The 23,428-nt window shown below is 73.0% G+C and carries 18 protein-coding genes; 9 read left to right on the top strand and 9 right to left on the bottom strand.

Annotation, left to right across the window (positions count from 1 at the left end):
- Window positions 1-8: 8 nt before the first annotated feature.
- Window positions 9-1,256 carry an MFS transporter gene (locus ACJ9NR_RS05365; RefSeq protein WP_412489482.1) on the bottom strand — a complete coding sequence of 416 codons (1,248 nt, stop codon included), beginning with the start codon at window positions 1,254-1,256 and terminating at the stop codon, window positions 9-11.
- Between the two features lie 612 nt (window positions 1,257-1,868).
- On the opposite strand from ACJ9NR_RS05365, the gene ACJ9NR_RS05370 reads away from it, so the two are divergent.
- The 7 genes from ACJ9NR_RS05370 to ACJ9NR_RS05400 all read left to right on the top strand — a co-directional run bounded on the left by ACJ9NR_RS05370 (window position 1,869) and on the right by ACJ9NR_RS05400 (window position 10,600).
- Window positions 1,869-5,567, top strand: coding sequence for a nitrate reductase subunit alpha (locus ACJ9NR_RS05370; RefSeq protein ID WP_412489481.1), 3,699 nt, complete (start codon window positions 1,869-1,871; stop codon window positions 5,565-5,567).
- Window position 5,568: 1 nt separating this feature from the next.
- Window positions 5,569-7,092: a nitrate reductase subunit beta gene (narH, locus tag ACJ9NR_RS05375; RefSeq protein WP_412489480.1), complete on the top strand. Its 1,524-nt coding sequence runs from the start codon at window positions 5,569-5,571 to the stop codon at window positions 7,090-7,092.
- The gene (gene narJ, locus ACJ9NR_RS05380; RefSeq protein WP_412489479.1) at window positions 7,089-7,856 is read left to right on the top strand and encodes a nitrate reductase molybdenum cofactor assembly chaperone; all 768 of its coding nucleotides are present in this window, start codon (window positions 7,089-7,091) and stop codon (window positions 7,854-7,856) included. The genes narH and narJ overlap by 4 nt, the downstream gene beginning before the upstream one ends.
- The gene (gene narI / locus ACJ9NR_RS05385) at window positions 7,853-8,635 is read left to right on the top strand and encodes a respiratory nitrate reductase subunit gamma (RefSeq protein ID WP_412489478.1); all 783 of its coding nucleotides are present in this window, start codon (window positions 7,853-7,855) and stop codon (window positions 8,633-8,635) included. Before narJ ends, narI begins: the two co-directional genes overlap by 4 nt.
- Window positions 8,632-9,267, top strand: a complete 636-nt coding sequence (locus tag ACJ9NR_RS05390) for a vitamin K epoxide reductase family protein (protein ID WP_412489477.1) — start codon at window positions 8,632-8,634, stop codon at window positions 9,265-9,267. Before narI ends, ACJ9NR_RS05390 begins: the two co-directional genes overlap by 4 nt.
- A gap of 124 nt (window positions 9,268-9,391) precedes the next feature.
- Window positions 9,392-10,237, top strand: a complete 846-nt coding sequence (locus tag ACJ9NR_RS05395) for a class I SAM-dependent methyltransferase (protein ID WP_412489476.1) — start codon at window positions 9,392-9,394, stop codon at window positions 10,235-10,237.
- A 12-nt stretch (window positions 10,238-10,249) separates the two neighbouring features.
- Complete coding sequence (locus ACJ9NR_RS05400; RefSeq protein ID WP_412489475.1) at window positions 10,250-10,600, top strand: cupin domain-containing protein; 351 nt, start codon at window positions 10,250-10,252, stop codon at window positions 10,598-10,600.
- Between the two features lie 28 nt (window positions 10,601-10,628).
- On the opposite strand, the gene ACJ9NR_RS05405 is transcribed toward ACJ9NR_RS05400, so the two are convergent.
- Both ACJ9NR_RS05405 and ACJ9NR_RS05410 read right to left on the bottom strand, forming a co-directional pair.
- Window positions 10,629-11,876, bottom strand: a complete 1,248-nt coding sequence (locus tag ACJ9NR_RS05405; RefSeq protein WP_412489474.1) for a DegT/DnrJ/EryC1/StrS family aminotransferase — start codon at window positions 11,874-11,876, stop codon at window positions 10,629-10,631.
- A complete protein-coding gene (locus ACJ9NR_RS05410; RefSeq protein WP_412489473.1) occupies window positions 11,873-13,000 on the bottom strand; it encodes a GNAT family N-acetyltransferase in 1,128 nt (375 codons plus the stop codon). Before ACJ9NR_RS05410 ends, ACJ9NR_RS05405 begins: the two co-directional genes overlap by 4 nt.
- Before the next feature lie 641 nt (window positions 13,001-13,641).
- Between ACJ9NR_RS05410 and ACJ9NR_RS05415 the strand changes: the two genes are divergently transcribed.
- Window positions 13,642-14,388: an IclR family transcriptional regulator gene (locus ACJ9NR_RS05415; protein ID WP_412490507.1), complete on the top strand. Its 747-nt coding sequence runs from the start codon at window positions 13,642-13,644 to the stop codon at window positions 14,386-14,388.
- A gap of 18 nt (window positions 14,389-14,406) precedes the next feature.
- Here ACJ9NR_RS05415 and ACJ9NR_RS05420 read toward each other — a convergent pair whose 3' ends face one another.
- The 6 genes from ACJ9NR_RS05420 to ACJ9NR_RS05445 form a co-directional block, all read right to left on the bottom strand.
- Entirely contained in the window at window positions 14,407-15,540 is a 1,134-nt protein-coding gene (locus tag ACJ9NR_RS05420; protein WP_412489472.1) for an aromatic ring-hydroxylating oxygenase subunit alpha, read from the bottom strand.
- Between the two features lie 131 nt (window positions 15,541-15,671).
- The gene (locus tag ACJ9NR_RS05425; RefSeq protein WP_412489471.1) at window positions 15,672-16,832 is read right to left on the bottom strand and encodes an NAD(P)/FAD-dependent oxidoreductase; all 1,161 of its coding nucleotides are present in this window, start codon (window positions 16,830-16,832) and stop codon (window positions 15,672-15,674) included.
- Entirely contained in the window at window positions 16,829-17,191 is a 363-nt protein-coding gene (locus tag ACJ9NR_RS05430; RefSeq protein ID WP_412489470.1) for a bifunctional 3-phenylpropionate/cinnamic acid dioxygenase ferredoxin subunit, read from the bottom strand. The genes ACJ9NR_RS05425 and ACJ9NR_RS05430 overlap by 4 nt, the downstream gene beginning before the upstream one ends.
- Before the next feature lie 236 nt (window positions 17,192-17,427).
- Window positions 17,428-18,060 (bottom strand): MBL fold metallo-hydrolase, encoded by a 633-nt coding sequence (locus tag ACJ9NR_RS05435; protein ID WP_412489469.1) that lies wholly within the window; start codon window positions 18,058-18,060, stop codon window positions 17,428-17,430.
- Entirely contained in the window at window positions 18,057-19,148 is a 1,092-nt protein-coding gene (locus tag ACJ9NR_RS05440) for an S-(hydroxymethyl)mycothiol dehydrogenase (RefSeq protein WP_412489468.1), read from the bottom strand. Before ACJ9NR_RS05440 ends, ACJ9NR_RS05435 begins: the two co-directional genes overlap by 4 nt.
- A 214-nt stretch (window positions 19,149-19,362) precedes the next feature.
- Window positions 19,363-22,737 carry a pyruvate carboxylase gene (locus tag ACJ9NR_RS05445; RefSeq protein WP_412490506.1) on the bottom strand — a complete coding sequence of 1,125 codons (3,375 nt, stop codon included), beginning with the start codon at window positions 22,735-22,737 and terminating at the stop codon, window positions 19,363-19,365.
- A gap of 266 nt (window positions 22,738-23,003) precedes the next feature.
- On the opposite strand from ACJ9NR_RS05445, the gene ACJ9NR_RS05450 reads away from it, so the two are divergent.
- Window positions 23,004-23,381 carry a DUF779 domain-containing protein gene (locus tag ACJ9NR_RS05450; RefSeq protein WP_412489467.1) on the top strand — a complete coding sequence of 126 codons (378 nt, stop codon included), beginning with the start codon at window positions 23,004-23,006 and terminating at the stop codon, window positions 23,379-23,381.
- The last annotated feature ends 47 nt before the right edge of the window (window positions 23,382-23,428 follow it).

Consider the following 23,428-nt stretch of genomic DNA (forward strand, 5'->3'; position numbering starts at 1 on the left):
CGGTCGTCTCATTCCGGCTGTACGGCGGGCACCGGGCGGGTGACGTGCCTGCGCACGCCGGTGCCGGTGAAGGTCAGCGCCGCCGCGGCCACCCCGGCCAGCAGGAGCAGGCCGACGGCGTAGGAGCCGTAGGCGCCGTAGAGCCCGCCCATCACCAGCGGTGGTACGAAGCCGCCCAGACCGCCGGCGGCACCGACGACCCCGGTGACGGAACCCACCGTGCCGGCCGGGGCGAGCAGGGCCACCAGGGCGAAGACCGCGCCGCTGGCGGCGCCGAGCGCGGCGGCCATCGCCAGGAACGTGAGGGTGCCGAGCGGTATCAGCGACGGGGTGAGCGACTGCGCGAGCGCCCCCGACAACACCACGGCCATGGCGCCGCCCAGCACCGCCACCGGTCCGATGCGGTCCGACAGCCAGCCGCCGACCGGCCGCATCGCCACCGCCAGCAGTACGAAGCCGGCCATGCGGTTGGCCGCGTCCGCCTGCGACAGCCCGTAGCCGGTCTTGAGGTAGGTGGGCAGGTACACGGAGAAGGCGACGTAGCCGCCGAAGGCCACGGCGTACAGGGCGGATGCCTGCCAGGTGATGGTCAGCCGGAACGTGGTGGCCAGCCGGCGGGCCAGCGGCTGGTCGGGCACCGTGCGGCCCGGCGCGTCGCGCAGCACCAGCGCGGCGATCAGCGCGTATCCGGCCAGGACGGCGGCGGTGATCAGGAACGGGTCGGCCATGCCGTGCGCGGCCACGAGCTTGACCGTGGTCAGCGCGCTGATCGCGGTGCCGCCCATGCCCGTTCCGAAGATCCCGATGGCCAGGCCCCGCCGCTCGGGCGGGAACCACGCGTTGACCACCGGCACCCCGACGGCGAACGCGGTACCGCCGACGCCGAGGAAGAACCCGCCCACCAGCAGCTCCCACAGCGAGGAGTGCCCGGCCAGGCCCAGGTAGAGGACCGGCACGATGGTGGCGGCGGAGACCAGCGGGAACATCACGCGTCCGCCGAACCGGTCGGTGAGCGCCCCGACGGGGATGCGGCCCAGTGAGCCGACCACCACCGGCACCGCCACCAGCAGCGACTGCTGGAAGGACGACAGTTCCAGGGTGTCCTTCAGGCGTGGGCCCAGCGGGCTCAGCAGGGCCCAGGCCCAGAAGTTCACGGCGAACCCGATGGTGGCCAGGGCCAGCATCAGCCAGGCCCCGCGCGGTACGGATCTGGGGGGTGTCGGTGCGTCGTCGTACTGCCTCGGTGATGGAAGCATGCGGTCCTTCCCTCGTGTTCGCGGTGTGGGGCCGCCGGATCGCGGGTGCCGCGGGACCACACCCGACAGGGCCCGCGGCCACTATCCGTGCCGGGGCGTCACGGCGGGGTGGGCCGTCGGTCCCCACCACCGGGCCGGCGGTCCCGAAGAAGAGGACCGGACAGGAACACGGCGGCGGCGAGCCTCCGGTCCGGACGGACCCGCGCGTGTCCATGCCGGTCATGGGACCGGCCGGGCACGGCCCCGGGCCGACCCGCCCGGCGCGCCACGGATCACCGGGCCCCGGACGGCGCAGGTCCGGCCACCTGAGGACACGGCGGACGAGACAGGTGGCCGGACAGCGACCGAAACGATCGGTACGGGACGTGCGCCACGCCCACCCGGGCCGGAGACGGGGGAACGCGCCGGTCCGGGGCAGGACGGGGGTGTCCGGGCACCGCGGTTCGATCGCTGTCAGCATGCGACGCCGGCCGAGCCGGGTTCTTCGGCCGACCGGCCCCGGTACCGGGACCATTGGTCCCTGTGCCGCGGCCCGGACTGGGCCGGAGGGGCACCGCGGTGAGGACCTGTGGGCCCAGGTCCTCACCGGCGTGGGCCGTCTACTTTCGCCACATGGAGAACGACGACACCGCGCGGCCCACACACGAGGGACGCGCCGCTGAGGGCTGGCCGGTGGCCGCCCGAAGACTGCTGACCCGCCGTGAGGTGTCCGCCGACGGCCGCGCCGTGTTCGGCGAGGCCGACGGCAAGTGGGAGGGCTTCTACCGCAACCGCTGGGCGCACGACAAGGTGGTGCGCTCAACCCACGGGGTCAACTGCACCGGTTCCTGCTCCTGGATGGTGTACGTCAAGGACGGCATCATCACCTGGGAGCACCAGGCCACCGACTACCCCTCCATCGGCGCCGACTGCCCCGAGTACGAGCCACGCGGCTGCCCGCGCGGGGCGTCGTTCTCCTGGTACACCTACTCGCCCAGCCGGGTCCGTTATCCGTATGTGCGCGGCGCGTTGCTGAAGCTGTGGCGTGAGGCCCGCCGGCGCCTGGGCGACCCGGTGGCGGCCTGGGCGGAGATCACCTCCGACCCGGCCAGGGCCCGCGCCTACAAGCGGGCCCGCGGCAAGGGCGGCCTGGTCCGCGCCGACTGGGACGAGGTGAGCGAACTCGTCGCCGCCGCGCACGTGCACACCATCAAGACCTACGGCCCCGACCGCGTCGCCGGCTTCTCACCGATCCCGGCGATGTCCATGGCCTCCTTCGCGGCCGGCGCCCGCTTCATGTCGCTGATCGGCGCCACCCTGCTGTCCTTCTACGACTGGTACGCCGACCTGCCGATCGCCTCGCCGCAGGTCTTCGGGGACCAGACGGACGTGCCGGAGGCGGCGGACTGGTGGAACGCCGGCTACCTGGTGATGTGGGGCTCCAACATTCCCGTCACCCGCACGCCCGACGCGCACTTCCTCACCGAGACCCGCTACAACGGCACCAAGGTCGTCGCGGTCAGTCCCGACTACGCGGACAACGTCAAGTTCGCCGACGAGTGGCTGGCCCCGCACCCCGGCACCGACGGGGCGCTGGCGATGGCCATGGGGCACGTGATCCTGCGCGAGTTCCTGGTGGATCGCGAAGTGCCGTACTTCCGGGACTACTTGAGGACGTTCACGGACGCGCCGTTCCTGGTGGCCCTGCGCGAGCACGGCGAGGGCCTCGTCCCGGACGGGTTCCTGACCGCCGCGGACCTCGGCCGTGAGGAGGAGCACGCCGGGTTCAAGACGGTCCTGATCGACCGGACCACCGGCGAACCGGTGGTTCCGGGCGGCTCGCTCGGCTTCCGCTGGGGGGAGGCCGAGCGAGGCCGCTGGAACCTCGAACTCGGTGATGTCGAGCCCGAGCTGAGCCTGCTGGAGTCGGCCGAGGACAGGGTGCGGGTGGCACTGCCGCGGTTCGACGAGGGCACCACCGAGGGCGGTGCGGTGATGGTGCGCGGGGTGCCCGTGCGGCGGATCGGCGGCCGGCTCGTGACCACCGTCTTCGATCTGATGCTCGCCCAGTACGGGGTGGCCCGGCCGGGACTGCCGGGCCACTGGCCGCTCGCGTACGACGACGCGTCCCAGCCGTACACCCCGGCCTGGCAGGAGACCGTCACCTCGGTGCCGGCCGAGCAGGCGGCCCGGATCGCCCGGGAGTTCGCGCGCAACGCCGAGCGCACGCGCGGCCGCTCGATGATCGCGATGGGAGCCGGCACCAACCACTGGTTCCACTCCGACACCATCTACCGCGCCTTCCTCGCCCTGACCACGATGACCGGCTGCCAGGGCGTCAACGGCGGCGGCTGGGCCCACTACGTCGGCCAGGAGAAGATCCGCCCGCTCACCGGACTGCAGCACCTGGCCTTCGCCTTCGACTGGCAGCGGCCCACCCGGCACATGGCGGGCACCTCGTACTGGTACCTGAACACCGACCAGTGGCGCTACGAGGCCTTCGGGCCCGAGGAGCTGGCCTCCCCGCTCGGCACCGGCCGGTTCAAGGGCAAGGGGTTCGCGGACACCCTCGCGCAGGCGGTGCGGCTGGGCTGGACGCCGGGCCACCCCGGCTTCGACCGCAACCCCCTGGACCTGGCGGACGAGGCGGCCGCCCGGGGGCGCCCCGTCGCCGAGCACGTCGTCGGCGAGCTGAAGTCCGGGCGGCTGCGGTTCGCGGTGGAGGACCCCGACGACCCGGCGAACTTCCCGCGCGTGCTGACCGTGTGGCGGGCCAACCTGCTCGGCTCCTCCGGCAAGGGCAACGAGTACTTCCTGCGCCACCTCCTCGGCACGGACGCCGCGGTCCGCTCCGAGGAGACTCCGCCAAAGGCCCGGCCGCGGGACGTCGTCTGGCACGACGAGGCGCCCGAGGGCAAGCTCGACCTGCTGGTCGCCATGGACTTCCGGATGACCTCCACCGGCCTGCTCGCCGACGTCGTCCTGCCGGCCGCGACCTGGTACGAGAAGGACGACCTGTCCAGCACGGACATGCACCCCTTCGTGCACGCCTTCACCCCCGCCATCGCCCCGCCCTGGCAGGCCCGCACGGACTACGACACGTTCCTGACGATCGCCGACCGGTTCAGCGAGCTGGCCCGCGAGCACCTGGGCACCCGTACCGACGTCCTGGCCGTGCCCCTCCAGCACGACACCCCGGACGAACTCGCCCAGCCGGGAGGAGTCGTGCGGGACTGGAAGGCGGGCGAGTGCGAGCCGGTTCCCGGCCGCACGATGCCCAAACTGGTGACCGTCGAGCGCGACTTCACCGCCGTCGCCGAGAAGATGCGCGCCCTCGGCCCGCTGCTGGACACCCTGGGCACCACCACCAAGGGCGTCACCGTCCACCCCGGCCCGGAGATCGACGAGCTGCGCCACCGCAACGGCGCCGTCCGGGACGGGATCGCCGCCGGCCGGCCGTCCCTGGCCACCGCCTCCGACATGTGCGAGGCGATCCTCGCCCTGTCCGGGACCACCAACGGCCGCCTGGCCACCGAGGGCTTCCGCGAACTGCGCGAGCAGACCGGCAGCGAGGGGCTGGTGGAGCTGTCCGCCGAGCGTGAGGCCGAGCGGATCACCTTCGCCGACACCCGGGTCCAGCCCCGCGCGGTCATCACCTCCTACGAGTGGTCCGGCTCGGAGACCGGCGGGCGCCGCTACTCGCCGTTCGTCATCAACACCGAGCACAAGAAGCCCTGGCACACCCTCACCGGCCGCCAGCACTTCTTCGTCGACCACGACTGGATGGCGGAACTGGGTGAGCAGCTGCCCGTCTACCGGCCGCCGCTGGACGCCCGCCGCCACTACGGCGACGAGGAACTGCACGACGGCAGCGCCGAGGTGACGGTGCGTTACCTCACGCCGCACTCCAAGTGGTCCATCCACTCCGAGTACCAGGACAACGCCTACATGCTCGCCCTCTCCCGCGGCGGCCCGGTGATCTGGCTGTCCACCGCCGACGCCGGGAGGATCGGCGTCAAGGACAACGAGTGGATCGAGGCCTACAACCGCAACGGCGTCGTGGCCGCCCGCGCCGTGGTCACCCACCGCATGCCCGAGGGCACGGTGTACATGTACCACGCCAAGGACCGCACGGTGAACGTCCCGAAGACCGAGGTCAGCGGCCGCCGCGGCGGCGTCCACAACTCCCTGACCAGGCTGCTGCTCAAGCCGACCCATCTCGCGGGCGGCTACGCGCAGTTCACCTACGCCTTCAACTACTACGGCCCGACCGGCAACCAGCGCGACGAGGTCACCGTCATCCGCCGTCGCTCGCAGAACGTGGAGTACTGACATGCGCGTGATGGCACAGGTGGCGATGGTGATGAACCTCGACAAGTGCATCGGCTGCCACACCTGCTCGGTCACCTGCAAGCAGACGTGGACCAACCGCACCGGCGTCGAGTACGCCTGGTTCAACAACGTGGAGACCAAGCCCGGCGTCGGCTACCCGCGCCGCTACGAGGACCAGCAGCGGTGGAAGGGCGGCTGGATGCTCGACCGGCGCGGCCGGCTGGTGCTGCGCTCCGGCGGCCGCGTCAAGCGCCTGCTCTCGCTGTTCGCCAACCCCGACCTGCCGGCCATCGAGGACTACTACGAGCCGGTCACCTACGACTACGACAACCTCGTCGGTGCCCCCGCCGGCCAGGACATCCCGGTCGCCCGGCCCCGTTCCGTCCTCACCGGCAGGCCCACGGCCGTCACCTGGGGCGCCAACTGGGAGGACGGTCTGGGAGGCGCCCCCGAACACGCCGGCGCCGATCCCAACCTCACCGGGGAATGGGCCGAGAAGGTCAGGTTCGAGTTCGAGCAGACCTTCCTCTTCCATCTGCCCCGGCTGTGCGAGCACTGCCTCAACCCGGCCTGCGTGTCGGCCTGTCCGTCCGGCGCCATGTACAAGCGCGTCGAGGACGGCATCGTCCTGGTCGACCAGGACAGGTGCCGCGGCTGGCGGATGTGCGTGACGGCGTGCCCGTACAAGAAGGTGTACGTCAACCACGCCACCGGCAAGGCCGAGAAGTGCACCTTCTGCTTCCCGCGTATCGAGGCCGGCCAGCCCACCGTCTGCTCCGAGACCTGCGTGGGCCGGCTGCGCTACCTCGGACTCCTGCTGTACGACGCCGACCGCGTGGGCGAGGCCGCGGCCACCCCCGACGAGCGGGACCTGCTGGACGCCCAGCGCGGCGTCTTCCTCGACCCCGCCGACCCCGAGGTGATAGCGGCGGCACGGCAGGCGGGCATCCCCGAGGACTGGCTGGACGCCGCCCGCCGCTCCCCGGTCCACGACCTCGTCGTGCGGTACGGGGTCGCCCTGCCCCTGCACCCCGAGTACCGCACCCTGCCCATGGTCTGGTACGTCCCGCCCCTGTCCCCCGTGCTCGACGCCGTCACCGGCGCGGGCGGCGACCAGGACGACCCCGACCACGTCTTCGCCGCCGTCACCCGGCTGCGCATCCCGCTGGAGTACCTGGCGGAGCTGTTCACCGCCGGTGACACCGACGTCGTGGCCGGGGTGCTGATGAAACTCACCGCGCTCCGCTCGTACATGCGCGGCCGCACCCTCGGTGAGGACGGGGACGAGGCGGCGCTGGAGGCGGTCGGGCTGACCGCCCGCGAGGCCGAGGACCTCCACCGCCTCCTCGCCGTCGCCAAGTACGCCGACCGCTATGTGGTCCCGGCCGCCCACAAGGAGGACGCCGCCGCTCTGAGCGCGGTGGAGAACCGCTGTCCGGTGGAGTCCGCCGACGAGCCCTCCGGCCGCCGGGTCATGCTCGGCATCCCCACCCTGCGCCGCACGGCCGGCGGAGGCCGGGCATGATCCCCCTGCGCACCCGCGTGCGCGCGTCCACGCGCCGCCGGGCCCGGCTCACCCCGCAGGAGACGGCCGACCGGGCGCTGCTGCTGCGCCTGCTGTCGCTGCTCCTGCAGTACCCGGACGGGGAACTGGACGCCGCCCGCCCGGAGCTGGCCGCCGCCGTCGAGGCGCTGCCGGCGTCCCCGGCCGCCGAGCGGCTGGCGGACTTCGTGCGATGGTTCGGCGGCCAGGAGCCGGAGGCGCTGGAGAGGCACTACGTCGAGATGTTCGACCTGCGCCGCAAGAGCAGCCTCTACCTCACCTACTACCTGCACGGCGACACCCGACGCCGCGGCATGGCCCTGCTCGCCCTCAACCAGCGCTACCGCGCCGCCGGCTGGGAGACCGACGGCGGCGAGCTGCCCGACCACCTGCCGGTGGTGCTGGAGTTCGCCGCGCTCGGCGGGCCGGGCCCGGGCGAGGCACCCCTGCGCCAGCACCGGCGCGGTCTTGAGCTGATCCACCAGGCGCTCTCCGACGCCGGCTCCCCCTATGTCCATCCGCTGGCCGCGCTGCTGACGCTGCTGCCGCCGCCCAGCGAGGCGGACCGCGCGGCGGTGGCCCGGCTGGCGGCCGAGGGCCCGCCGAACGAGGAGGTCGGCCTCGACCCCTACGGCACCTACGGCGACGGGGAGTTCGCCCCGCCCGGCACCTTCGCCCCACCGCCGCCCGCCCCGCCGACGCGCGTGGCGCCCGCTCCGACCACCGGTACGGAAGGCCCCCGATGACCGCCCCGAACCTCCTCCTGGCCGCCGCCCCCGCAAGCGGCGCCGACCTGCTGCTGTGGGTCGCCCTCCCCTACGCCTGCCTCGCCGTGTTCGTGGCCGGGCACGTCTGGCGCTACCGGCACGACCAGTTCGGCTGGACCAGCCACACCAGCCAGCTCCTCGAACACCGCTGGCTGCGCTGGGGCAGCCCGCTGTTCCACTTCGGCGCCCTGATGGTGATCGCCGGGCACGTGGTCGGGCTGGCGGTGCCCGCGTCCTGGACCGAGGCGGCCGGCATCGGCGAGCACGCCTACCACACCACCGCCGTCCTCGCGGGCTCGGTGGCCGGTGCCGCCATGGTCACGGGGCTCGGCATGCTCTGCGCGCGCCGCCTGCTGACCCGCCGGATCCGCCTCACCACCGACCGCAGCGACAAGCTCCTCTTCCCGCTGCTGTCCGCCACGGTCCTGCTCGGCCTCTCGGCCACCGCCACGCACAACGTGTTCGGGGGCGGCTACGACTACCGCACGACCGTCTCCGTCTGGTTCCGCGGTGTCCTCACCTTCCAGCCGCATCCGCTGGCGATCGCCGACGCCCCGCTGCTCTTCCGGCTCCACGCCCTGAGCGCCTGCCTGCTGTTCGCCGCCTGGCCCTTCACCCGTCTCGTCCATGTGTGGAGCGTGCCGGTCGGCTACCTCGTCCGGCCCTACCTGGTCTACCGGCGGCGGTCCGTGGCTCCGGCGGCACGGACGCCGTCGGCCGCCCCCGGGCCCGCCGCCGCCTCCCGGCGGGCCGCATGAGCCACGGACCGGCACCGGTACGGGACGCCACGAAGACCCGGCGCCCGCACACGCTCGGCGCGAGCCGCAGGACCGGATGGGCGATGGTCACCGCCGGGGCCGTCGGCTGGCTCGCCTCCTTCCAGCTCACCGTGGACGACTGGCGGCTGCTTCGTGATCCCGCCTACCGGCCGCCGTGCAACATCAGCCCCGTCGTCAGCTGCGGCAGCGTCATGTCGAGTGCGCAGGGACACGTGTTCGGCTTCCCCAACATGCTGCTCGGCCTGGGCGCCTTCGCCGCCGTGACCGTCCTGGGCATCGCCGTGCTCTCCGGGGCGCGCCTGCACCGCCGGCTCTGGCTGGCCCTCGACGCGGGGGCGCTTGCGGGGGTGGTGTTCGTCCACTGGCTGATCGTGGAGTCGCTGTACGAGCTCGACAAGATCTGCCCCTACTGCGCCGTCGTCTGGGTCGTCACCATCGCCCTGTTCTGGTACGTGACCCTGCACTGCCTGGAACAGGCGATCGTCCCGGTGCCCCGGAGCGTGATGCAGCTGGTGCGGGAGACGCACTGGATGCTCCTCGCGGCCTGGTACGGGGTCATCGCGCTGCTCGTCCTCACCCGGTTCTGGCCGTACTGGAGCGGCCTGCTGTGACCGGCCCGCGACGGGCACGGGGCCCAGCGGCCCCGCGCCCGGGACGTTCGGCCCTCCGCCCCCAGCCCCTCGCCAAGTTAGGTTTACCTAACTACCTGTTGCGAGCGGAGAGCGAGGTACGCGCATGGCACCGACCGACCCTTCGGCCCTCCCGGAAAACATGCCCCTGCCCGGTGACGGACTGGACACGGCCCGCATGCCCGGCCACTGGCTGCTGGCCCGCCTGGGCAAGCGCGTGCTGCGCCCCGGCGGCAGGGAACTGACCGGCTGGATGCTCGACGGCCTGGCCCTCGGACCGGACGACCGGGTGGTGGAACTCGCCGCGGGTCTGGGCGCCACCGCCCGGCTGGTCCTCGCGCGCGCCCCGGGCTCCTACACGGCCGTGGACCGCGACCCCGCCGCCGTGGCCGGACTGGGCGTCCTCCCCGCCCCGGGAGCGACCGAGGTGGCGGCCGTGCGGGCCGACGCCGCGGACACCGGGCTGCCGGCCGGCAGCGCCACCGCGGTGTACGGGGAGGCCGTGCTGACCATGCAGCCCGAGCCCGCCAAGCGTCGCGTCCTGCGCGAGGCCCGGCGGCTGCTCGCCGGCACCGGCGGCCGCTACGCCCTGCACGAGATGTGCCTGCTGCCCGAGGACCTCGGTCCGGAACACGCCGAGGAGATCACCAGGGACCTGGGCGGCGCCGTCCACGTCGGCGCCCGCCCGCTGACCCCGTCCGGCTGGGTCGCCCTGCTCGCCGCCGAGGGCTTCACCGTCACCGCCCGCCGGAGGGCGCCGATGGCCCTGCTCGAACCGCGCCGGCTCATCGCCGACGAGGGCCTCGGGAACGCCGTGCGCATCGCCGGCCGGGCCCTCCGCGACCCCGCGGCCCGCCCCCGCGTCCGGCAGATGCGCCGCGTCTTCCGCCGCCACCGGGACCACCTGGGCGCCATCGCCCTCATCGCCACCCCCACCCCGCGTACCGCCTGAGGAGGCATCCCCGTGCCCGCAACCGTGATCGCCGACCTGACCGCCGAACTGCCCCTGGCCGAGGACGGCACCCTCAGCCGTGTCCTGTACCGCGACGACCGGCTGCGCGTGGTCGGCTTCGCCTTCGCCGCCGGGCAGGAACTGACCGAGCACACCTCGGCCCTGCCCGTCGTCATCCAGGTCGTCCGCGGCCGCCTCGACCTGGTGCTGGGGGACGAGAAGACCGTGGCGACGCCCGGCAGCTGGATCCGTCTGCCCGCCCGGCTGCCGCACACGGTGCGCGCCCTGGAGCCCACCGTCATGCTGCTGACCATGCTGCCCGCGCCGGATCCCCGCGCGTCCGACGGCCCCGCCGTGGCCTGAACCGGCCGCCGAGGCGGGCGGCGCGCCCTCACTGCCCCGGGCCCTGTCCAGGCGCCGAGGGCGTGGCGCCCGGCACGGGGATCGCCGGGGCGGAGGGGCGCGCGGCCGTGGCACGCTCTCCCGCGAGGGCGTCGCCGATCCTGCGCGCCAGGAGCGGATCGGCCGGCAGGACGTGCGCGGCGAACCAGCGGGCGGCCGACGGATCGGGGGAGGGCTCGACGAACTCCGCGCCCGCGTAGTCGTCGAGCGGGGGATCGTAGACGTACCCGACGACCACGCCGTGCCGCACCATGCGCTCCACCAGGGCGTCGCGGTCCTCGACGAGGAGCGGCACCCGGAAAAGCGGCGGAGGCCCGTCGGACGCCACCCGCGCACGCAGGGCCGGGGCGGCCCATGATGTGCCCGAGAGCAGCGAGACGCCCGCTCTGCGCCGGACGAGGTCCCGCTCCAGCCCGGCCAGCCGCAACGCCAACTGCCCGCGCACCAAAGCCCCGTGGCGGGTGCGGTAGCCGTGCAGATCGACGCGCAGCCACGGGTCGTGGGCCGCCAGGCTCGGCGCCCGGGACGCGCAGACGGTGAGACGCGGCGCGTGCAGGGCCATGCGGAAGCCGTCACGCTCGAGCAGACCGAGACGCTGCATGGTCCGCCACACGGGACGCACCAGATCCAGGGTGCGCACGGCGGAACGCGCCAGCGGAAGCAGCGTCGTCGCCAGGTCGCCGCTGAGCCGGCCCGGCACCAGCAGATCGTCCCGCAGCAGTTCCAGCTCCCGCCGGGTGCGGGCGTCCCCGACGGCGAGGAAACCGCCGGCCATGCCCGCCACGTGCTTGGACAGGCTGAACGCCGCGGCCGTGCCGAAGGTCCCGACCGGCTGCCCCTCCACATGTGTGCCGATCGCGTGCGCCGCGTCCTCGAACAGGGGGATCCCCAGCTCGTCGCAGCGCCGGCGCAGGGGCACGACCTGGTCCGGCATCCCGTAGAGGTTCGTGGTCAGGACGGCGTCCACACCCCGCCACGTGGACTCCGGCACGGCGGCCGGGTCGATGTTGCCGTCCCGGACGGAGACGGGGGCGAGGACCGGGCGCAGTCCGGCGGCGAGGACGACGAAGAGGACCACGTCGTCGTTGACCGGGGACATCAGCAGGCGCGCGCCCGGCCGGCACCAGCGCCGCAGCGCCAGGTACAGGGCCAGCCGGGCCGAGGGCGTGTAGACGCACTCGCGTCCGAGCCGCCGTGCCATCGTCGCGGCGAGCCGCGATCCGTACGGCATCGTCACCCGCTTCCGCCGGAAGGCCGGCCGTGGCGCTCGGCGGCGCCCGGCAGACCCGATGTGCGCACGGCGCCGGCCGTCTTCAGCAACCGGTCGGCGGGCTTCCGCAGCACGGGATGGGCGAGGACCGTGTTCCGCAGGCCGCGCACGGGCCTGCGCCAGAGCCGGTATGCCGCCGCCACCGGACGGGGACGGGTCACGAACCCCTCGCCGACGCGCAGTTCCCGGGTCTTGAGCCAGTCCTTGTACTCGCCGCCACCGCGCCCCATGTCCACCAGCGTCACCCCGTCCCGGCCCGCCGCCTCGACCATCCGCAAGTGCATGATCAGCCCGGGTGAGTAGCGGCGGAACTCCGGGTCGTACGCGGTGAACCAGCCCGCGAGCACGGTGCGCGAGCGCGGCCCGAAGTGCACGGCCACCGGCCGGTCCCCCGCGTACAGGGCGGTCAGCAGACCGGTGAAGTGCTCATCGCGGACCTCGGACAGGTCGTTCACCAGGTCGACGATCCACGGCCGCGCGAACCGGTCCATCCGCCCCGTCCTGCGGTACTGGGCCGACTTCCACCGCATGAGCGTGCGCAGGATCCGCGGGTCGCGTTCGTCGAGGACGAGCCGCACCTCCCCCGTGTCGCGCCGCAGACGGCGTTCCTTGGCCAGCGTCGTCTTGGTGTGCCGCGGGGACCTCTCGCGCAACCAGTCCACATAGCCGCTGCCGTGCTCCTCCAGGTCGATCACGGGCGAGGCGAACGTCCCCGTGACATAGCGTGCGAAGGACTTCTGCTCCTCGACGAGATGGTCGAACTCGAAGACGGACAGTCCGCAGGCCCGCAGCAGCTCGCGGGCGTCCCAGCCGACTCCGGGCCGGTGCACCAGGGCCTGGCAGTCGGACAGGCCGAGGCCGATCGCCCGGCCGACGCCGAAGGCCCCGCGCTGATGGGGGAAGAACCCGACGGGGTCCCCGTTCTCCCGGAGCACCGCCACGCGCGCCCCGCGTCGGTGCCGGGCGATCGCCACGGCGAACTGCGGTGACAGGAAGGGGTTGGCGTATTCGGGTGAGTCGTCCATCACCTCCTGCCACGTGCGGCGAAGCGACGGACTCAGTTCCTCCAGGTCGTGGATCGTGATGTCCATCTCAGACCTACCGCTCTCCTCGCTGCATGGAACCCCTTCTTGCCTCTCGGGTACTGGTGGTCGCCCGGTCCCCGTGCGCGGGGACCGGGCGACGCGCAGGCGCGGTGTGGACCGGTGGCGTCCTCATGGCTCGCCGCCCGATCACGGGGGCGGTGCGGCAGACGGTGGCGGCGAGGGCCGTCCGGGCGGAGAGGGCCGTCATGTGCCGCGGGGAGCGGGGCTCCCGCGCGTCCGGTTCAGGCATGCCGACCCCCGTTGCCTCGCCTGTGGGTCCCCGGTGGCGCCGGGCTGCCCCGGGCCGGTCACACGTCATCATGGTGATGCCGCGCCGGCTCGCGCCTGGGTCGAACAGGCACCGGCGCGGGCCCGGTGGTCCCCTGTCGGCGCCACCGCAGCGGGACTGGCAGCCGTCCGGGAGGGGGCCTTCGGCCCACAGACCCGATCGCCTCCCCCGGTACGCGGATGTCGGGAATTCTCCAGGCTGCAACGGTGACCCCCCGGACACACGAATCGGCCCGTACTACGACAAAGCCCCTGGTCAGACTGTCGACACTCAACAGGTTGTACCGTACTGCGCGTATAGTTTCGTCGTGAGCAACCACAGTCAAGACACCGAGACAGCCAGTTCGCAGTCCGGCGGAGTGCAGTCGGTCGATCGCGCCATCAGCGTCCTGGAGATCCTCGCCCAGCGCGGCGAGGCCGGCGTGAGCGAGGTCGCCGGCGAGATCGACGTCCACAAGTCCACCGCTTTCCGCCTGCTCGGCGCACTGGAGGCACGCGGTCTTGTGGAGCAGGCGGGCGAGCGCGGCAAGTACCGGCTCGGCTTCGGCATCGTGCGCCTGGCCGGCGCCGTCACCGGACGCATCGACATCACCCAGCAGGGCCGGCCGGTCTGCGAGCGGCTCGCCGAGGAACTCGGCGAGACCGTGAACATCGCCGTCACGCAGGAGCACTACGCGATCAACCTCTACCAGGTGCGCGGCCCGGGCGCGATCACGGCGCACAACTGGGTCGGCCAGCTGACCCCGCTGCACGCCACCTCCAGCGGCAAGGTGCTGCTGGCCCACATGCCGGCCAAGGAGCGGGCCGCACTGCTGGCCGAGGCCGGCCTGAAGAAGGTCACCCCGCGCACGATCACCGCGAAGACGAGGCTCGAGAAGAACCTCGCCGAGGTGCGCGAGCGGGGCTACGCCTGGACCCTGGAGGAGTTCGAGATCGGCCTGCACGCCATGGCCGCGCCGGTCCGCAACCGGGACGGCGAGGTCATCGCCGCCCTCAGCGCCTCCGGCCCGGCCTACCGCTTCACCGAGGAGCGCATGCACGAGCTCGCGCCGAACCTGCTCAAGGGTGCGGAGGAGATCAGTCACCGGATGGGGTACCTGGGCTGAGCGGCGCCGGTACGCCCGCTACCCGGGCCGGCGGGCGCCCAGACGCTCGTTCACCCAGTCGTGGAACGCGCCGATGTGGTGCTCGCTGGGGACCAGCACGCCGCCCTTGGCGTACAGCCGGGAGCTCATGCCCGGCTGCGTGCGCTCGCAGGCGTCGAAGTCCTGGCGGTTGACGCGGTCGAAGAGCTCCACGGAGCGGCTGACGTCCCTGCCGGACTCGACGACGTGCGGCAGGTAGAGCCAGTCGCACTCGACGACGGTCCGGTCGACGGCCACCGGGTACATCCGGTGGAAGATGACGTGGTCGGGCACGAGGTTGATGAAGACCTGCGGCCGGACGGTGATGGCGTAGTAGCGGCGGTCCTGGTCGTCGCCGACACCCGGGATGCGGTCGAGCCCCGCCGAGCCGTCCACGGTGAAGCCCTGGACCTCCGCACCGAACTCCGCGCCGTGGCCGACGTAGTACTGCGCGGCGTAGCCGTCGGCGAACTCCGGGAGCACCTCGGTGAGTTCGGGGTGGATCGTGGCGCAGTGGTAGCACTCCATGAAGTTCTCGATGATGAGCTTCCAGTTGGCCCTGACGTCGTAGACGATCCGCCTGCCGACGGAGAGGCTGCCGATGTCGTAGTGCTCGATGGACTCGGCGTCCCCGAGTCGGGCGACGACGTCCCCGACGACCTCGTCCTCGAAGGAGGGCGGGTTCTCGGCGAGGCAGACCCAGACGTAGCCGAGCCACTCGCGGACGGCCACGTTCACCAGGCCGTACTCGGTGCGGCCGACGTCGGGCATCCTGGTGAGGTTGGGCGCCGCGACCAGCTTGCCGTTCAGGTCGTAGGTCCAGGCGTGGTACGGGCACTGGAAGGCCCGCTTGACCTCGCCGGACTCCTCGGTGCAGAGCCTGGCGCCGCGGTGCCGGCACACATTGAGGAAGGCGCGGACCGAGGCGTCGCGCGAGCGGGTCACGATGACGCTCTCACGGCCCACGTCGACGGTGCGGAAGGCACCGGGCCGCGCCAGCTCCGAGGAGCGCGCGGCACAGAACCACATGGACTCGAATATGCGCTCCTGCTCCTGGGCGAAGACCGCCGGATCCGTGTAGGAGGAGCCGGGCAGGGTGGCGATCAGGCTGTCCGGCAGGCTGGTCGAGGTCACGGTGCACTCCTCGGGGGACGTCGTGGCGAAGGTGGTTCACGCGCCGGGAAGAGCGACTCCGGACGGCGTTGTGTATAGAGCAACACTACGTGCGATGCGCAACCGCAGCATCGGATGCCGCGGGGGTGGTGTCAAGACGCGGCGGCGAGCTGCCTGCGCCAGCGCGTGAACGACCGCGGCTGGTTCATTCCGAGCACGGCGACCGGGTGGCCGGCGCGCCGGTAGACGGCGAGGACGTCGCGGTCGTCCGCGCGGCCCTGCTCGACGCTCACGCTGTCGGCGCCGGCCGCGTGGCCGGCGAACTGGATCTTCACGCCGTACTGGTCCGACCAGAAGTACGGCGGCCGGGGCACCCCCGGCTCCACCGCGCCGCCCGCGAGCAGCGTGGCGATCGCGGCCTCGGGACGTTCGCGGGCACCGGTCCAGTGCTCGACGCGGCGGTGCGCCCCGGTCCGCGGGTCGTACCAGTTGGCGCAGTCGCCGACCGCGACCACGCCGGCCAGACTGGTGCGCCCGTCGGCCCCGCACTTGACGCCGTTGTCGAGCGCGACGCCGGACCCTTCCAGCCACTCGACGCACGGACGGGCCCCGACACCGACCACGACGATGTCCGCGGGCACGCTGCGGCCGTCCTCCAGCAGCACGGCGTCCACCTGGCGCTCCCCGCCGAGCCCCTTGACGCCCACACCGCACAGCAGCCGTACGCCGTGGTCCGCGTGGAGCCCGGAGACGATCGCACCCATGCGCTCGCCGAGCGGTCCGGCGAGCGGCGTCGAAGCCGCCTCGACCACCGTGACGTCGAGCCCGAGGGCGCGGGCGGTGGAGGCGACCTCGGCGCCGATGAAGCCGCCCCCGATCACCACCAGCCGGCCGCCGCGGGCCAGTTCCGCCCGCAGGGCGCGGGCGTCGTCCAGGGTGCGCAGCGTGTGCACCCCGGCCAGGCCCGCGGAGCCCGGCAGGCCGCGCGCCGCGGCGCCGGTGGCGATGACGACGCCGTCGGCCCGGACCTCGGACCCGTCGGCGAGCCGGACCGCTCGGCGCGTCCGGTCCAGTCCGGTGGCACGGGCACCGAGCAGCCACTCCGCCCGCAGGTCCTCGCCGTCCGCCTCCAGGGCGAGATCGTCCTCGCCGATCGTGCCGGCCAGGAACTCCTTGGACAACGGCGGCCTGTCGTAGGGGCGGTGCGGTTCGTCGCCGACGACGACCAGCCGCCCGTCGTAGCCCTGCTTGCGCAGGGAGCGCGCCGCGGACAGACCGGCCAGCGAGGCCCCCACCACGGCGACCGTCCTCACGCGAGTCCTCCGGCGAGCCGGGCCGCGACGCAGGGAGGCAGGTTGGGGGCGTCCGTGGACACCTGGACGTAGATCACGCCGTCCTCGACGAGGACCTGGTGGGTGCGGACGGGCAGCCGGGCCGGCGGGGCGTCCACGCTGCCGGTGCGCAGGTCGAACTTCGAGGCGTGCAGCGGGCATTCCACCTCGCACCCCTCCAGCCAGCCGTCGGCGAGCGAGGCGTCCTGGTGGGTGCAGGTGTCGTCGATGGCGAAGACCTCGCCGTCGTCGGTGTGGAACACCGAGACCGGCGGATCGGTGTCGAGCCGGAAAGCCTCACCTCGCGGGAGATCCGCGAGACGGCACGCGGGAATCATCATGACACCTCGGTGCGTATAACGAAACGGATTGCGGTAAGCGCAACATCAGTCTGGGGTCGGCCCGAACCCCTGTCAAGCAGTTCAGAGAGCAGGTTTGTCCGGGCACGCTTGTTTCTCATCACACAACTTGACGCATGATGAGAAACGCCCATGTCATGCAGACAGCCCGCCTTCCCGTCCCGCGCGGGCGGGACGGGAAGGCGGGCCGACCAGCGGGAGCGTCCCCTTCTTCGCGGTCAGAAACCGCGGTCGATCCACTCCTGGAGGTGCGGCGCCTCGGCGCCGACGGTGGTCGTCTCCCCGTGACCGGTGTGCACCACGGTGTCCGCGGGAAGCGTGAGCAGCCTCGAGCGGATCGACTCCACGATGGCCGGGAAGTGGCTGTACGACCGCCCCGTCGCCCCCGGCCCGCCGGCGAAGAGCGTGTCGCCGCTGAAGAGCGCCCGCAGGGCGGGCGCGTACAGGCATACGGCGCCGGGCGCGTGGCCGGGCGTGTGCAGGACGGTCAGCTCGACGCCGGCCACCGTCAGGGGCTGCCCGTCGGTCAGGTCGGCGTCGGGCATCCGGTCGGGGTGCGTCAGCTTCCACAGCGGCAGGTCGTCCGGATGCAGCAGGACCGGGGCGCCGGTGCGGGCGGCGAGTGCGGGCGCGGCGCCGATGTGGTCGTCGTGGGCGTGGGTGCACACGACGGCCGTCAGGCGGCGGTCCCCCACGGCCGTGGCGATGGCGTCGGCGTCGTGGGCCGCGTCGATCACGACGACCTCGTGGTCGTCCCCGACGATCCAGACGTTGTTGTCGACGTCCCAGGTGCCGCCGTCCAGGGAGAACGTGCCGGAGGTGACGAGCCGTTCGACGCGGACACGGGTCATCGCAGCACCACCACCGAGCGCAGGACGTCGCCGCCGCGCATCCGCTCGAACGCCTTCTCCACCTCGTCCAGGGCGATGGTCTCGGTGACGAAGGCGTCCAGGTCCAGGCGGCCCTGGAGGTAGAGGTCGATCAGCATCGGGAAGTCACGGCTCGGCAGGCAGTCGCCGTACCAGGACGACTTCAGCGCGCCGCCGCGGCCGAAGACGTCCAGCAGGGGCAGCTCCAGCCTCATCTCGGGTGTCGGGACGCCGACCAGCACCACCGTCCCGGCCAGGTCGCGCGCGTAGAACGCCTGCTTGTACGTCTCCGGGCGGCCGACCGCCTCGATGACGACGTCGGCGCCGAAGCCGCCGGTCAGCTCGCGGATCTCCTCGACCGGGTCGTTCTCCCTGGAGTTCACCGTGTGGGTGGCGCCCATCTCCCGCGCCGTGGCCAGCTTGCGGTCGTCGATGTCCACCGCGATGACCTTCGCCGCGCCCGCCAGACGGGAACCGGCGATCGCCGCGGCGCCGACCCCGCCGCAGCCGATCACGGCCACGCTGTCGCCGCGGCCGACCTGCCCGGTGTTGATCGCCGCGCCGATGCCCGCCATGACGCCGCAGCCGAGCAGGCCGGCCGCGGCCGCGGACGCCGCCCGGTCGACCTTGGTGCACTGCCCGGCCGCCACCAGGGTCTTCTCCGCGAACGCGCCGATGCCCAGCGCCGGGGACAGTTCCTCGCCGGTGGTGGCGAGGGTCATCCTCTGCCGGGCGTTGCGGGTGTCGAAGCAGTACTGCGGGCGGCCCCGCAGACAGGCCCGGCACTGCCCGCACACGGCCCGCCAGTTGAGGATCACGAAGTCACCGGGGGCGACGTCCGTGACCCCCTCCCCCACCGACTCCACGACGCCCGCGGCCTCGTGCCCCAGCAGGAACGGGAAGTCGTCGTTGATGCCGCCGTCGCGGTAGTGCAGATCGGTGTGGCACACCCCGCAGGCCTCGATCCTCACCAGTGCCTCGCCCGGGCCGGGGTCGGGCACGATGATCGTCTCCAGGCTGACGGGGGCGCCCTTGCCCCGCGCGACGACAGCGCGGACCTGATGAGTCATGACCACTCCTCGGCTGTGGGGAACTGAAACCCGGCAGTTGCTCAATACGGCACACATCTCGCGTGTCGCAACACAGCATCATGGAGCGCGGACCGTGGGTCAAGGCTCGGGAATCCGCGGCCGGAGCGCCGGTTCCCGGTGCCCGCCGCGACGCGAAGCGGCCCCGGCACGGCAGGAGCCGTACCGGGGCCGCCCCATCGGGCCGGAGCCGGGATCACCCGATCTCGACGAGCAGGTCACCGCCCTCCACCTGCTGGATCCTGTTGATCGCCAGCCGGGAGACCCGGCCCGCCTTCGGGGCGGTGATCGCGGCCTCCATCTTCATCGCCTCGATGGTCGCCACGGTGGCCCCGGCGTCCACCTCGTCGCCCTCGGAGACCGCGAGCGTGACCACGCCGGCGAACGGGGCGGCGACATGACCGGGGTTGGCCCGGTCGGCCTTCTCCGTGACCGGGACGTCGGAGGCGGCGGAGGTGTCGCGCACCTGGATCGGCCGCAGCTGGCCGTTCAGCGTGGACATCACGGTCCGCATGCCGCGCTCGTCGGCCTCGCCGACCGCCTCCAGCTCGATCAGCAGCCGGACGCCGGGCTCCAGGTCGACGGAGTACTCCGTGCCCGGCCGCAGACCGTAGAAGAAGTCCTTGCTGTCCAGCACGCTGGTGTCGCCGTAGGCCTGGCGGTGGCTCTCGAAGTCGCGGGTCGGGCCGGGGAAGAGGAGCCGGTTGAGCGTGGCGCGGGGCTCCTTGGCCAGACCCTCGCGGTCCTCCGGCGTCAGCTCCTGCACCGGCCGGGGCTCGGCGCGGCCCTCGAGCGCCTTGCTGCGGAAGGGCTCCGGCCAGCCGCCGGGCGGGGTGCCCAGCTCGCCGCGGAGGAAGCCGATGACCGAGTCGGGGATGTCGTAGCGGTTCGGGGCGGCCTCGAAGTCGGCCGGTGCCACGCCCGCGCCCACCAGGTGCAGGGCGAGGTCGCCGACCACCTTCGAGGACGGGGTGACCTTGACCAGGCGGCCCAGCATCCGGTCGGCCGCGGCGTACATCGCCTCGATGTCCTCGAACCGGTCGCCGAGGCCGAGCGCGACCGCCTGGGTGCGCAGGTTGGAGAGCTGGCCGCCGGGGATCTCGTGGTGGTAGACGCGCCCGGTCGGCGAGGCGAGGCCCGCCTCGAAGGGGGCGTAGACCTTGCGGACGCTCTCCCAGTACGGCTCCAGGTCGCCGACCGCCTGCAGGTCGAGGCCGGTCGGCCGCGCGGAGTGGTCGGTCGCGGCGACGATCGCCGACAGCGAGGGCTGCGAGGTCGTGCCCGCCATGGAGGCGACCGCGCCGTCCACCGCGTCCGCGCCCGCCTGGATCGCCGCCAGATAGGTGCCGAGCTGGCCGCCCGCGGTGTCGTGGGTGTGCAGGTGCACCGGCAGGTCGAACTCCCGCCGCAGCGCGGAGACCAGCGTCGCGGCGGCCGGGGCGCGCAGCAGGCCGGCCATGTCCTTGACGGCCAGCACGTGGGCGCCCGCCTCGACGATCTGCTCGGCGAGCCGCAGGTAGTAGTCCAGCGTGTACAGGCGCTCGCCCGGGTCCGACAGGTCCGCGGTGTAGCAGAGGGCGACCTCGGCGATCGCGGTGCCCGTCTCGCGTACGGCCTCGATGGCCGGGCGCATCTGGCCGACGTCGTTCAGGGCGTCGAAGATGCGGAAGATGTCGATGCCGGTGGCGGCGGCCTCCTGCACGAAGGCGTCGGTCACCTCCGTCGGGTACGGGGTGTAGCCGACGGTGTTGCGGCCGCGCAGCAGCATCTGCAGGCAGATGTTGGGAGCGGCCTCGCGCAGGGCGGCCAGCCGCTCCCAGGGGTCCTCGGCGAGGAAGCGGAGCGCGACGTCGTAGGTGGCGCCGCCCCAGCACTCCAGGGAGAGCAGCTCGGGCAGGGTGCGGGCGACCACGGGGGCGACCGCCAGGAGGTCCTTGGTGCGCACCCGGGTGGCCAGCAGGGACTGGTGGGCGTCGCGGAAGGTGGTGTCCGTGACGCCGATGGTCGGCGACTCGCGCAGGGCGCGGGCGAAGCCCTCCGGGCCGAGCTCGACCAGCCTCTGCCGGGAGCCCGCCGGCGGCTCGCCCGCGGGCAGCGTCGGCAGCTTGGTGGCCGGGTCGATCAGGTGGGGGCGCTCGCCGTGCGGCTTGTTGACCGTGACGTCGGCGAGGTAGGTGAGCAGCTTGGTGCCGCGGTCCGCGGAGGAGCGGGCGGTCAGCAGGTGCGGGCGCTGCTCGATGAAGGACGTGGTGACCCGCCCGGCCTGGAAGTCGGGGTCGTCCAGCACGGCCTGCAGGAACGGGATGTTCGTGGCCACGCCGCGGATGCGGAACTCCGCCACGGCGCGCCGCGCCCGGCCGATCGCGGCCTTGAAGTCCCGGCCCCGGCAGGTCAGCTTGACCAGCATCGAGTCGAAGTGGGCGCTGATCTCCGTACCGGCGTGGGTGGTTCCGCCGTCGAGCCGGATGCCGGAGCCGCCCGGCGAGCGGTAGGCGCTGATGCGGCCGGTGTCCGGGCGGAAGCCGTTGGCCGGGTCCTCGGTGGTGATACGGCACTGCAGGGCGGCGCCGCGCAGCGTCACCGTCTCCTGCGACAGGCCGAGGTCGGCCAGGGTCTGGCCGGAGGCGATGCGCAGCTGGGCCTGGACGAGGTCGACGTCGGTGACCTCCTCGGTGACCGTGTGCTCGACCTGGATGCGCGGGTTCATCTCGATGAAGACGTGGTTGCCGTCGCGGTCGAGGAGGAACTCCACGGTGCCCGCGTTGCGGTAGCCGATCTCCCGCGCGAAGCGGACCGCGTCGGCGCAGATGCGCTCGCGCAGCTCCGGGTCGAGATTGGGCGCGGGGGCCATCTCGATGACCTTCTGGTGGCGGCGCTGGAGGGAGCAGTCGCGCTCGAAGAGGTGGATGACCTCGCCCTCGCCGTCGGCGAGGATCTGCACCTCGATGTGGCGCGGTTCGACGACGGCCTTCTCCAGGAAGACGGTCGGGTCGCCGAACGCGGAGGCCGCCTCGCGGGAGGCCGCCTCGATGGACTCGCGCAGCGCGGCCGGGTCCTCGACGCGGCGCATGCCGCGCCCGCCGCCGCCCGCGACCGCCTTCACGAACACCGGGAAGCCGATCTCCTCCGCCGCGCGGACGAGTTCGTCGACGTCGTTGGAGGGCTCGGAGGAGCCGAGGACGGGCACGCCGGCCGCGCGGGCGGCGGCCACGGCGCGCGCCTTGTTGCCGGTGAGCTCCAGGGTCTGCGCGCTGGGCCCGACGAACGTGATGCCCGCCTCCTCGCACGCGCGTGCGAGCTCGGGGTTCTCGGACAGGAACCCGTACCCCGGGTAGACCGCGTCGGCGCCCGCCTGCCGTGCGGCGCGGACGATCTCCTCGACGGAGAGATACGCCCGCACGGGGTGCCCCGGCCGGCCGATCTCGTAGGCCTCGTCGGCCTTGAGCCGGTGCAACGAGTTGCGGTCCTCGTGCGGGAAGACGGCGACGGTCCTTGCGCCGAGCTCATAGCCGGCGCGGAACGCCCTGATCGCGATCTCACCACGGTTGGCGACCAGCACCTTGCGGAACATCACCGCTCCCTTCAGCCTGCCGATGACGTGCACCATGGTGTCGGTGACATCCCCGTCACGCCATGTGAGCCGGGCCACTCACATCAAGGTGTGATCTCGGTTGCCGCCTTCCCGATTGCCTCGCCCCTGCGCGGGTACCCGCGACGGCCCGGTCGCACCGGCGGCGGCCGCACGGCGCCTCGCCTCCCCCGGTGGTCGCGGACGCGCGGCGACGTTGCCGGAGGCCCGCAACCCCCTCGCAACCTTGCCCGTGCTGTGCTGCGGGCATGGCTGAGCAGACCCCGCTGTACGAGGAGACCCCGCGCGTCGAACTCACGCCCGCGGCCGCCGAACTGGTGCGGCACCTGCGTGCCGCCCATGGCCCGCTGATGTTCCACCAGTCCGGCGGCTGCTGCGACGGGAGCGCGCCCATGTGCTATCCGCGGGGCGAGTTCCGCACCGGTGGCTCGGACGTGCTGCTCGCGGAACTCCAGGTCGAGGGGGTGGCGGAACCGGTGACGTTCTGGATGTCGCGCAGCCAGTACGAGGCCTGGAGCCACACCCGGCTGATCGTGGACGTCGTGGCGGGCCGCGGCAGCGGCTTCTCCCTGGAAGCACCCGAGGGGGTGCGTTTTCTCACCCGTTCTCGCGTCGTCGACGCATAGCCGTCCCGCGGACCGCCCCGGTCTGCTGCACTTCCCCTGAGACTGCA

Source organism: Streptomyces sediminimaris (genome assembly GCF_047049295.1).
Lineage (GTDB): Bacteria > Actinomycetota > Actinomycetes > Streptomycetales > Streptomycetaceae > Streptomyces > Streptomyces sediminimaris.

What these genes read in the sequence shown, in the direction of transcription:
- narJ (WP_412489479.1), top strand. Translation starts at nt 7,089, where the DNA reads ATGATCCCCCTGCGCACCCGCGTGCGCGCGTCCACGCGCCGCCGGGCC.
- ACJ9NR_RS05440 (WP_412489468.1), bottom strand. Translation starts at nt 19,148, where the DNA reads ATGACTCATCAGGTCCGCGCTGTCGTCGCGCGGGGCAAGGGCGCCCCC.
- ACJ9NR_RS05395 (WP_412489476.1), top strand. Translation starts at nt 9,392, where the DNA reads ATGGCACCGACCGACCCTTCGGCCCTCCCGGAAAACATGCCCCTGCCC.
- ACJ9NR_RS05390 (WP_412489477.1), top strand. Translation starts at nt 8,632, where the DNA reads ATGAGCCACGGACCGGCACCGGTACGGGACGCCACGAAGACCCGGCGC.
- ACJ9NR_RS05450 (WP_412489467.1), top strand. Translation starts at nt 23,004, where the DNA reads ATGGCTGAGCAGACCCCGCTGTACGAGGAGACCCCGCGCGTCGAACTC.
- ACJ9NR_RS05370 (WP_412489481.1), top strand. Translation starts at nt 1,869, where the DNA reads ATGGAGAACGACGACACCGCGCGGCCCACACACGAGGGACGCGCCGCT.
- narH (WP_412489480.1), top strand. Translation starts at nt 5,569, where the DNA reads ATGCGCGTGATGGCACAGGTGGCGATGGTGATGAACCTCGACAAGTGC.
- ACJ9NR_RS05410 (WP_412489473.1), bottom strand. Translation starts at nt 13,000, where the DNA reads ATGGACATCACGATCCACGACCTGGAGGAACTGAGTCCGTCGCTTCGC.
- ACJ9NR_RS05445 (WP_412490506.1), bottom strand. Translation starts at nt 22,737, where the DNA reads ATGTTCCGCAAGGTGCTGGTCGCCAACCGTGGTGAGATCGCGATCAGG.
- ACJ9NR_RS05365 (WP_412489482.1), bottom strand. Translation starts at nt 1,256, where the DNA reads ATGCTTCCATCACCGAGGCAGTACGACGACGCACCGACACCCCCCAGA.
- ACJ9NR_RS05435 (WP_412489469.1), bottom strand. Translation starts at nt 18,060, where the DNA reads ATGACCCGTGTCCGCGTCGAACGGCTCGTCACCTCCGGCACGTTCTCC.
- narI (WP_412489478.1), top strand. Translation starts at nt 7,853, where the DNA reads ATGACCGCCCCGAACCTCCTCCTGGCCGCCGCCCCCGCAAGCGGCGCC.
- ACJ9NR_RS05430 (WP_412489470.1), bottom strand. Translation starts at nt 17,191, where the DNA reads ATGATGATTCCCGCGTGCCGTCTCGCGGATCTCCCGCGAGGTGAGGCT.